Below are 10,268 nucleotides of genomic sequence, written 5' to 3'. Positions count from 1 at the left end.
CTGAGGAGCGAAGCGACGTGAGGGCTATAGCGTAAATAAATTAAGCCTGTAAGGCGCAACCGAACTTAGAGATATTGATCCTGAGGAGCGAAGCGACGTGAGGGCTATCACACACCAGAGTCATGTAGAAATAACTTTCCTATTTAAAGAATAAAAGAGAAAAAATAGAGTTTCGTGAGAAGCTTCTTTTTTGGATTTTTTAGCCTAAAATAGTGCAAATATGCAAACGATTGCTATTGCGTCGTTGCTTGATTTGTGAAAATAAAAAAATTAGCAAATGAAAACGTTTTACAGATTGGTTTCCCTTGATTAAATCCGTGTAAAGCGATATCATAGAGAAGAACAAAATTTGGAGGAATAACATGTCTCATATTAAATTTGACTACTCAAAAGTTTTGGGTAAATTTGTTGCCCCACATGAAGTGGAATACATGCAACCACAAGTGACTGCAGCTGATGAATTGATCCGTAAAGGAACAGGTGCTGGTAGTGACTTCCTAGGTTGGTTGGACCTTCCTGAAAATTATGACCGTGAAGAATTTGACCGCATCTTGAAAGCTGCTGAACAAATCAAATCAGACAGCGATGTTTTGGTCGTAATCGGTATCGGTGGATCATACCTTGGTGCGAAAGCAGCCATTGACTTCTTGAACCACCACTTTGCAAACTTGCAAACAAAAGAAGAACGCAAAGCTCCACAAATCCTTTATGCTGGAAACTCAATCTCATCTACTTACCTTGCTGACTTGGTAGAGTATGTTTCAGATAAAGATTTCTCAGTCAATGTGATTTCTAAATCAGGTACAACAACTGAACCAGCCATCGCTTTCCGTGTCTTCAAAGAACTCTTGGTGAAGAAATACGGTCAAGAAGAAGCTAACAAACGGATCTACGCAACTACTGACCGCCAAAAAGGTGCTGTTAAGGTTGAAGCAGATGCGAACGGTTGGGAAACATTTGTAGTTCCAGATGATATCGGTGGACGCTTCTCAGTATTGACAGCAGTTGGATTGCTTCCAATCGCAGCATCAGGTGCAGATATCAAAGCCCTTATGGAAGGTGCGAACGCTGCCCGTAAAGACTACACTTCAGACAAACTTTCAGAAAACGAAGCTTACCAATATGCAGCAGTTCGTAATATCCTTTACCGTAAAGGTTATGCGACTGAAATCTTGGTAAACTACGAGCCATCTCTTCAATACTTCTCAGAATGGTGGAAACAATTGGCTGGTGAGTCAGAAGGGAAAGATCAAAAAGGGATCTACCCAACTTCAGCTAACTTTTCAACAGACTTGCACTCATTGGGTCAATTTATCCAAGAAGGAACTCGTATCATGTTTGAAACAGTTGTCCGCGTTGACAAACCTCGTAAGAATGTGATCATCCCTACTTTGGAAGAAGACCTTGACGGACTTGGCTACCTCCAAGGAAAAGACGTTGATTTCGTTAACAAAAAAGCGACTGACGGTGTTCTTCTTGCCCACACTGACGGTGACGTACCAAACATGTACGTGACTCTTCCTGAGCAAGATGCCTTTACTCTTGGATACACTATCTACTTCTTCGAATTGGCTATCGCCCTTTCAGGTTACTTGAATGCGATCAACCCATTTGACCAACCAGGTGTTGAAGCATACAAACGTAACATGTTTGCCCTTCTTGGTAAACCAGGATTTGAAGAATTGAGCAAAGAACTCAACGCTCGTCTTTAATAAATAGACAAAACGATCTCGCAAGAGGTCGTTTTTTTACTTGCTAAACAAACTCATATTTTTGTCCCCTGGAATCAATTATAAAAACACGATCTAGTTATGTTTCTCAATCATATGGTTAACTGATTGCTATTGTCCCCCTTCGCAAGAAATTTTAATAGAAATTTCTAAAAGGTCCGATCTATCTCCGATCTTTTTCAGTCTTAACAGACAGGAGTTGGTCCTTGCTTGGTTTTATGTTATAGTAGAAGAGAAGAATAAAAAGGAGAATTCGAAATGTCCGAGAAAGATCAAGAACAATTTATGAAACAGACGCCCTTAGAGGGTGCGCCTCAATTTGATGTGGCTGCGCCAGCCTTTGTCCCAAAAGAAGAAGCCGAAGACTTGGTCGTTCCAGAAGCTAGTGGTCTTTCAGTGACGGAGACGGAAGCAATGAAAGAAGAGGCAGACAAGCTAGCTATGTCAGAAGCAGTGGAGCTTCCAAAGGTGGATGAAGTGACTGTTGGAGAACATCCGGATGTAGTTGCCGCTCCCCAACCGACTCCTCCATTCCAGCCTGCGCCTCAAGCTCCTCAAAACATGGCAGCTGAACCAATTGGTCCGCAAACAGTGCCTGTTCCTGAGACACCTATTCCACAAGCTCCTCTTTCTCCTGTTGGAAGACCGATGGATACTGCAGACAAGAAGGCGATTCGTTTTGCCCTTGGGATTTTAGTTGGGCTTCTTATCGGTGGAGTCAGTGGTTATTTGATTGGTCATGCTAGCCCTAGCACGTCATCATCTAGAAAGCAGACTTCTTGGTCAGGTAACCAGTCTGGTTCGTCTTCCAATATCGATTTGGATCAATTGACCGCAGAAGATGCGGAAGCCAATTTTAGCTGGGAACAATCTGATATCGAGCAACTTCAGTTTTTGACTGAAACGGATGATGGGGAGACTCCTGAGGAAATGGTCGACGCTTATGGAAAGGCTAGTTCTGTTCAATTTGATAGTGGAGAATTGAAATTATTCTGGGATGATAACTCTTATAATAAAGAGGTCAAAGCGACTTACTCTAAGAAAGGGAAAGAATTCCAGCTTGTCAAATTTGAATTTAATCAATTTGGGAAAAATCTTACGGTTGATGACAACTTTGCAGATGGATTCAAAGTTGGAAATAGTGAGACCGGTGCTGGAGGAACCTCTTACAAAGAGCTTTTAGAAAAATACGGTGATGCAGTCAATCTGACGGTGAGTTCATCTGATGATTCAGACGAGATAGAATTGGTCATGGACTTCCAAAAGAAAAACGGGGACTATGTAGATTTGACCTTTATTCGCCAAGAAAATGGAGATTTTCTCTTGAGCAGTAAAGACAGCTACTAAAAGGATCAGACAAGAAAGAGGCAAGCGCCTCTTTTTTGGGATAAGACGAGACAAATACGCTAATTTTCTATACAATAGAAAGAGTTTGAATAGAAAGAGCATGAAGGATGGAAGAAATGAAACAGTGGATAGAACATCATAAGCGGATCCTCCAAAAAGCTGCAAGTGCTTTGCTGGCTTTTATGGTTGGTGTTTGCTTGGTGTTTATGATTCATCCAGTGAAAACCTTGCCCAAAGATCGCTTGTTGAGTTTGTCTCGCATGCAAGAAGACAGCCAGCAATTTGTTGCGTCTTCTTCCAAAGAGCCGGCTTTAGAAGACTTGTTGTCATTGGACCTTGCAAGGGGAGAAGGAAAGACACAAAAAAATTGGGTGACTTTATCTGCATTCGTCAAAAAAATTGGAAAAGCAGCGAGTTTTACACAAGAAGATACGACTTTTGGAACGCAAGTCCAGCTAGGCTATGGGACTCCTGTGCAGGGGATTCATCCTTATACCATAGAATTTCAAAAGCAGGATGATACCTTTTATTTGAGCTCGATTCAAGGCTTTGCGCCCAAGTCGGCTCACTATCAGAGCAAAAAGAACTTAAAACTGGCAGATTTTACAGGCTATCAGACGCTAGATGGAAAAAAGGAAAAGGGGACAGCAGTAGAAGATGTCTTGAAAAAATCAGGTCTTCCCAATTCTCTTAGTTTGACCTCTGAAAAGGACAAGCAAGTCCTAGCCCTGTCTTATCAGGTGACAGATGGACTGGTCTCTTTAACCTTTGAACGTGACCATAGTGGTCAGTATCGTTTGACGAAGAAGGGGTGAAGCAGATGATCGAGTGGATGAAAAAGAATCGAAAAGAGCTCTTGCTGCCGTTTTTGTGTTTTGTTTTAGGATTGTTACTTGCGATTGCAAGCATCCAGGTGCAGGAGCAGGGAACCGATACCAAGGAGGACCAAACACTGACTCATTTCCAGCCAAAGGATTACAAGAATTTGGTCAGCAAGGAACAAGAAATCAAACAGTTTAAATGGACCATCGAAGCTGTGGCGAATTTAAAAGTTCGTCTCAAGCAGAGTCAGCAACCAGGAACCCGCTTGGAGACAGTTGTGGCTAAATGGGGAAAAGCTCAAAAAGTTCGCTACACTAAGACAGCTCAAGGGGATAAAACCGTTCTTGTCTTGACTTATGCGGCTAAGCAAACCGATCAGGGTAAGAAAAGTGTGACCTTGTGGTTTGAACAGGAAAAAGACCAGGGGTATCGCTTGATGATGGTGGATGCGACGAATTTGTTGGACGCAAAAGAGAAGACAAGCAGTGAGAAAGAAATCACTACTGAAAAAGAGAAAAAAGGTACAGAATTCGCCCAGCTCATTAAGCAACTTGGAAATCCTCAACGCTTGGTCTGGGGGGAAATGCCAGATGGCGGAATGGGCTATCGCGCGACTTACCAGGTGCCAGGGCAGCCAGAAGTGGTGATGGAATTCAAGAAAAAAGCCAAGAAATTGGTGTTGGTATAAGAAAGGAGACATCATTGGACGATCAACGGACAGACATCAAGGCAGCTTCCTCTCACCAGGGTGGGAGCCGCTTGATTTCAGAAGCCGATCTGGCTTCAATAGGGATGGACAATCATCAGGATACTAGAAGCCATTCAGATACGATGGAGTCTTCCCCTTCTTCCTCAAAAGAGGGGATTGGTTCGCTTTTGCGATTTTTTGGGTGGTTCGCCTTGTTAATGGCTTTTGTGTTTGTGCTTCAAAACGAAGTTAATAAAAGCTCTTCTTCATCTTCTTCGAGTGAGGGGATCAATGGTTTATCACGTGATGGTATCAGAACGGAATATCTGACCAGTGAAAATAGTTCTTATATCGCCTCAGCTAATGAATTTCAATTTCAGCCAACCTATGAAAAGGCCATGTCTCTCATTCCTAATTTTGCAGTGGAAGAAAAAAAAGACCTCTTTTGGGACGGTAGATCCACAAGATGTCGTTGCAGCATTAGGTAAAGCAAGGAGTGGGGAAGCAACCTATAGTGGTAGCAGTTCTAGTCCCTTTTTGCTGACATTAGATTACCAATCAAAGGATGCAGATGGGAAGGTTCTTCTTGAAAAAACAGGTGCCTTTTACAGGATCTCTCTTTTAAGTTTGAAACACTTAAAAAGTGACCGATTTGCGAATAAGAATGGGAGCTTGACGAAGGACGATTTTGCCACTATCAAGGTCGGAATGCCTTATTTAGACCTACTCAATACGGTAGGGATTCCGGATGAAATATATGTATCTGGGCTTTTAGGTTACGGGGAAGCGCCTTCCTTTACCTATCGATTATCGGATTCTCAAACGGTTCAAATCCATTTTGATAGCCGGCAAACCATCAAGGATATCAAATCGAAAGAGGTAGCGACCACACCAGCTTCCTCTACATCTACAGCACAGTAAAAAAATCAGCCGAAGCATTTTAAATAAAAGGAGAGGACAATGGGAAATAAAGACTGGTCGCATCTACGAAATGAGCACCAGAGTCGGTTTTCGAAAGGCCAGCCGAAAGAAGCACCCTTAGAAAAAGGAAGTCCTGAGAAGCTAGAAGATACGCTCGCAAAAGAGCCAGAAGTGGTAGAAGTCCCTGCTTTTCAGGAAGAGGTGAAACAAGAAGAGGAACGAAAAGACGAACCAGCGATTGGTGTGAAGGAGGAATCGTATGATCCAAAGGAAGGCTCATTTGCTACACCTGAAGACGAATCAGCTCAGGTCGTTCTTGCTACACCACTAACAGAAGAAGAAAGGTCAGAAACACCAGCACAAGATACAATAGGGCAGTCTCCTTCAGCTGAGAAAAAAGTAGAGCACCAGGGTGGGAGCCGCTTGATTTCAGAAGCTGACCTGGCTTCAATAGGGGGAGGCAGGCATTCAGAACCAAGACAAACGGTACTAGACTCCCAATCGGATAGGGCGAAAACCTACTCTCCTTCCTCTAATAGTGGAGGGTCTTCGCTGGCAGCCTTTTTTGGATTATTGGCCATGCTGGGATTATTTGCCTATCTAGCTTCAGGAGGTATCCATAGTGAGGAACATCCTTCTTCTACTACTAGTGAATACGGAAGTCCTGGCCGGTCTTATGGAACCAGAAAGGAAACCTTGAAGAGTGGTACGAGTACCTTGATTGCACCGGAAGGTGAATTTCAGTTTCAAGTGACCTATGAGAAGGCGATTTCCCTGATTCCTGGTTTAAGTGAGGGGGATCAAGGTCGTACCTCTTCAACTTATCTGTCTCCGCAGGATGTGGTAGCTGTACTGGGCAAGGCTAGTAGTGGGGAAGAAACCTACCAAGAGGGTAGTGTCGGTCCTTTCATGACAAGCTTGGATTATGAGGTTGAAGGATCCCCTTCTTCTGTATCTGTTTTGCTTTCAAATATGATTAGTAGCCGTCTATCTTCTCTTAATTTTGAGAACTTAAACAGTGAGCGATTAGCCAATAAAAATGGCAGTTTGAATAGAGAGGATTTTGCCAATATTAAAATAGGAACCAGCTATGCAGATCTTGTGAATACAGTCGGAATTCCTAGCCGTGTTTCTTGGTCGAGTATGATGAGTTCAGAGTCCTTCTTAATCTTTTACTATAAACTTTCTGATTCGCGATCAGTCATTATTCGTTTTGGAAGTAATCGAACTATTAGTGAAATCAAGGGTCTCGAAGATCCGGCGACATCCACATCGCCTTAGGTATTCATCTCTTTGGGATTGTGGTATAATATGGATACCTTTAATTGAAATGAATGGAGAATCTCATGACTGCACAAAAAATGTCTGCACAAGAAATTATCGCTTTTATTGGAAATGCAGAAAAGAAAACAAATGTGAAAGTAACTTTTGAAGGGGAATTGGCAACGGCTGTTCCTGCTTCTGTCACAAAACTAGGTAATGTGTTGTTCGGTGATTGGAAAGATATCGAGTCGCTTCTTGCCAACTTAACAGAGAATAAGGATTATGTGGTCGAACAAGATGGCCGTAATTCAGCTGTTCCCTTGCTGGATAAGCGCTATCTAAATGCGCGTATCGAACCAGGCGCTATCATCCGTGACCAAGTGACCATCGAAGATAATGCTGTCGTGATGATGGGGGCTGTGATCAACATCGGTGCTGAAATCGGTGCAGGAACCATGATCGATATGGGAGCTATTCTTGGTGGCCGTGCAACAGTTGGTAAAAACAGCCACATCGGTGCAGGTGCCGTTCTTGCGGGTGTCATTGAGCCAGCTTCTGCTGAGCCTGTTCGGATCGGTGACAATGTCTTGGTCGGTGCCAACGCTGTTGTGATTGAAGGAGTTCAAGTTGGAAACGGTTCAGTCGTTGCCGCTGGAGCGATCGTTACTCAAGATGTCCCTGAAAATGTGGTTGTAGCTGGTGTCCCAGCTCGCATCATCAAGGAAATTGACGAAAAAACACAACAAAAAACAGCCTTGGAAGACGCTTTGCGTAATTTATAAGATATGAATGGTAGAGGCTGGGCAAAAATTGTCCAGCCTTTGATGTTTGAAGGGAATAATTGTATGACGCAGTGGTTGATTGGCATCTTTGTTCGCTTGATTAAGCTCCAAAGATGACCTAATCAACTGTGCGGGGGTGGGAAGACGAACTCCTTTTAAATAATAGGAGTTCTTTCCCACTCCCTATTCTAATAGAAAGAAGACAACGATGACATTGGATTTAATCAAAATCAGACGGGATTTGCACCAAATCCCTGAAATTGGCTTAGAAGAATTTGAAACCCAAGCCTACCTCTTAGAGCGAATCGCAGAGATCACAGCGGGCAAGGACTTTGTAGAGCAACGGACCTGGCGGACCGGGATCCTGGTGTATCTCCATGGGTCTGCACCTGAAAAAACCATCGGTTGGCGGACAGATATCGATGGTTTACCGATTGTGGAACAAACGGGCCTTGATTTTGCCTCTAAGCATGAAGGACGGATGCATGCTTGTGGTCATGATATGCACATGACAACAGCCCTAGGGCTTTTGGATCAACTGGTCCAAGTGCAACCAAAAAATAACCTGCTCTTTCTCTTCCAACCAGCTGAAGAAAATGAGGCTGGTGGGATGCTCATGTATAAGGACAATGCTTTTGGCGACTGGCTCCCTGATGAATTTTATGGTCTGCATGTACGCCCTGATTTGAAGGTGGGAGACATTGCGACCAATACGGGTACCCTTTTTGCAGGGACCTGTGAAGTCAAGATCACCTTTACAGGAAAGGGAGGACATGCGGCCTTTCCACATGAGGCCAATGACGCTCTTGTAGCAGCCTCTTACTTCATTACCCAAGTCCAATCGGTCGTGAGTCGAAATGTCGATCCAATTGAAGGTGCTGTGGTGACCTTTGGTTCCATGCATGCAGGAACCACCAATAATGTGATTGCTGAGACCGCCTTCCTTCATGGGACCATTCGGACCTTGACCATGGAGATGAACCTACTGACTCAAAAACGGGTCAAAACGATTGCGGAAGGAGTTGCAGCCGCTTTTGATGTCGAACTGGATCTGGAACTTAAGCAAGGAGGTTACCTACCTGTGGAAAACCAACCAGAGTTGGCCAAAGAACTCATGGACTTTTTCACAGCTGAGGAAGACGTGAATCTGATTGATATCCTGCCTGCGATGACAGGAGAAGACTTCGGCTTTCTCTTGAGCAAGGTCCCTGGGGTCATGTTCTGGTTGGGGATTGATACCCCTTATGCCCTGCACCATCCGAAGATGAGCCCAAATGAAGCAGTCCTTCCCTTTGCTGTGGAAAACATTGGTAAATTTTTGAAAATGAAGGCCAACCAATAAAGGAATGATTCAACTCCGTCTGGAGTTGGATTTTTACTTTCTTGTGTAGAAACTATTCGGATGTTTCATAAAAAATGATACAATTAAAGCTATACAAAAGGAGTAGGGAATGAAGAAAACACTACGAAAAGAAACCATAGCAGCCATGAAACGGTTGCCAGAATCCGTGAAAACTCAAGCAGATGAAGAGCTGACTCAGCGCCTCTTGGGACTACCAGCTTTTCAGGAGGCAAAGACCCTTGCGACCTATCTGTCTTTTGGCCATGAAGTTTCCACAGCTGGCTTGATCCAAGCAGCTCTTCAACTTGGGAAACGCGTCTGTGTTCCCCGTACCTATCCACAAGGGCGGATGGTATTTGTGGAATACGATCCTGACATTTTGGAAAAAACACGCTTTGGTTTGCTGGAGCCCAATGAAAAAGGAAAGCTTGTGGAACAGTCAGAGATTGATCTGATCCATGTACCAGGCGTGGTCTTCCAGTCAACAGGCTACCGAATTGGCTATGGTGGTGGCTATTATGATCGTTATTTAGCAGATTTTACTGGAAAAACGGTTAGTACGATTTATTCCATCCAGCAGAAGGATTTCCAGCCAGATACGTTTGATCAGGCAGTTCAGGAGGTGCTAGTCTATGAAGTTACTCTTTGATCGTCGTTATCCTGTGACTAGCCTCTTGTTGTTAGTGACAACGGCAGTCTTTCTTTCCATGTTTATCCGATTTGGAGGCGACTACCAAACAGGTGCTGCTATTTACTATAGCGGTGGGATTATTGGAGAGGTTGTGAAAGTCGATCCTAGCCAGTTATGGCGAATAGTGACAGCTACATTTGTTCATATCGGCCTAGAACATTTTGTGCTCAATATGATCACCCTCTATTACTTAGGACGTTTGGCAGAAGATCTCTTTGGATCGAAGGCTTTCTTAGCTCTCTATCTCTTATCAGGCATGATGGGCAATGTCTTTGTTGCTATTTTTACGCCAGATGTGATTGCAGCAGGAGCTTCTACAGCCCTCTTTGGACTGTTTGGGACCATTGGTGCGCTGCGCTTTATTGTCCAAAGTCCCTATATTCGCCACTTGAGTCAGTCCTATACCAGCTTGATTGTGGTCAATTTGATCTTTAGCTTCATGCCAGGAATCAGTATGGCGGGGCACATCGGTGGCTTAGTAGCTGGGGTCATGTTGGCTTATGTCTTTCCAGTAAGAGGGGAAGCTCGTTTTATGAACCGAACCTATCAGATGAGTGCAGCCCTCTCTTATCTCTTGCTTTTGCTTTATTTCTTAGGTAAAATCTTGACTCTATTTTAAGAGAGAGTGGGACAGAAATCGGTAATTCGTTAGAATTCGATTTCGTCGTCCCACCTCCGCACA

At 43.7% G+C, this 10,268-nt stretch carries 11 protein-coding genes; all 11 read left to right on the top strand.

Annotation, left to right across the window (positions count from 1 at the left end; all coding sequences use genetic code 11):
• Positions 1–362: 362 nt before the first annotated feature.
• Positions 363–1,712, top strand: coding sequence for a glucose-6-phosphate isomerase (locus tag ADI76_RS02060; protein ID WP_049514416.1), 1,350 nt, complete (start codon positions 363–365; stop codon positions 1,710–1,712).
• 276 nt (positions 1,713–1,988) lie between these two features.
• Entirely contained in the window at positions 1,989–3,077 is a 1,089-nt protein-coding gene (locus tag ADI76_RS02055) for a hypothetical protein (protein WP_049514413.1), read from the top strand.
• A 107-nt stretch (positions 3,078–3,184) separates the two neighbouring features.
• Positions 3,185–3,892 (top strand): hypothetical protein, encoded by a 708-nt coding sequence (locus ADI76_RS02050; RefSeq protein WP_049514409.1) that lies wholly within the window; start codon positions 3,185–3,187, stop codon positions 3,890–3,892.
• Positions 3,893–3,897: 5 nt separating this feature from the next.
• The gene (locus tag ADI76_RS02045; RefSeq protein WP_049514407.1) at positions 3,898–4,587 is read left to right on the top strand and encodes a hypothetical protein; all 690 of its coding nucleotides are present in this window, start codon (positions 3,898–3,900) and stop codon (positions 4,585–4,587) included.
• Between the two features lie 14 nt (positions 4,588–4,601).
• Positions 4,602–5,075 carry a hypothetical protein gene (locus ADI76_RS11640; RefSeq protein ID WP_239683605.1) on the top strand — a complete coding sequence of 158 codons (474 nt, stop codon included), beginning with the start codon at positions 4,602–4,604 and terminating at the stop codon, positions 5,073–5,075.
• A 49-nt stretch (positions 5,076–5,124) separates the two neighbouring features.
• Positions 5,125–5,508 (top strand): hypothetical protein, encoded by a 384-nt coding sequence (locus ADI76_RS11635; protein WP_239683604.1) that lies wholly within the window; start codon positions 5,125–5,127, stop codon positions 5,506–5,508.
• Between the two features lie 39 nt (positions 5,509–5,547).
• Positions 5,548–6,789 (top strand): hypothetical protein, encoded by a 1,242-nt coding sequence (locus ADI76_RS02035; RefSeq protein WP_049514406.1) that lies wholly within the window; start codon positions 5,548–5,550, stop codon positions 6,787–6,789.
• A gap of 65 nt (positions 6,790–6,854) precedes the next feature.
• A complete protein-coding gene (gene dapD / locus ADI76_RS02030; protein WP_049514404.1) occupies positions 6,855–7,553 on the top strand; it encodes a 2,3,4,5-tetrahydropyridine-2,6-dicarboxylate N-acetyltransferase in 699 nt (232 codons plus the stop codon).
• 208 nt (positions 7,554–7,761) lie between these two features.
• Positions 7,762–8,895 (top strand): N-acetyldiaminopimelate deacetylase, encoded by a 1,134-nt coding sequence (locus ADI76_RS02025; RefSeq protein WP_049514402.1) that lies wholly within the window; start codon positions 7,762–7,764, stop codon positions 8,893–8,895.
• A gap of 109 nt (positions 8,896–9,004) precedes the next feature.
• Positions 9,005–9,544 carry a 5-formyltetrahydrofolate cyclo-ligase gene (locus ADI76_RS02020; protein ID WP_049514400.1) on the top strand — a complete coding sequence of 180 codons (540 nt, stop codon included), beginning with the start codon at positions 9,005–9,007 and terminating at the stop codon, positions 9,542–9,544.
• Positions 9,528–10,205 (top strand): rhomboid family intramembrane serine protease, encoded by a 678-nt coding sequence (locus ADI76_RS02015; RefSeq protein WP_049514399.1) that lies wholly within the window; start codon positions 9,528–9,530, stop codon positions 10,203–10,205. The genes ADI76_RS02020 and ADI76_RS02015 overlap by 17 nt, the downstream gene beginning before the upstream one ends.
• The last annotated feature ends 63 nt before the right edge of the window (positions 10,206–10,268 follow it).

The sequence above is a fragment of the Streptococcus parasanguinis genome (genome assembly GCF_001074805.1).
Classification (GTDB): domain Bacteria; phylum Bacillota; class Bacilli; order Lactobacillales; family Streptococcaceae; genus Streptococcus; species Streptococcus parasanguinis_A.
This window is presented reverse-complemented; position numbering and strand designations above follow the sequence as displayed.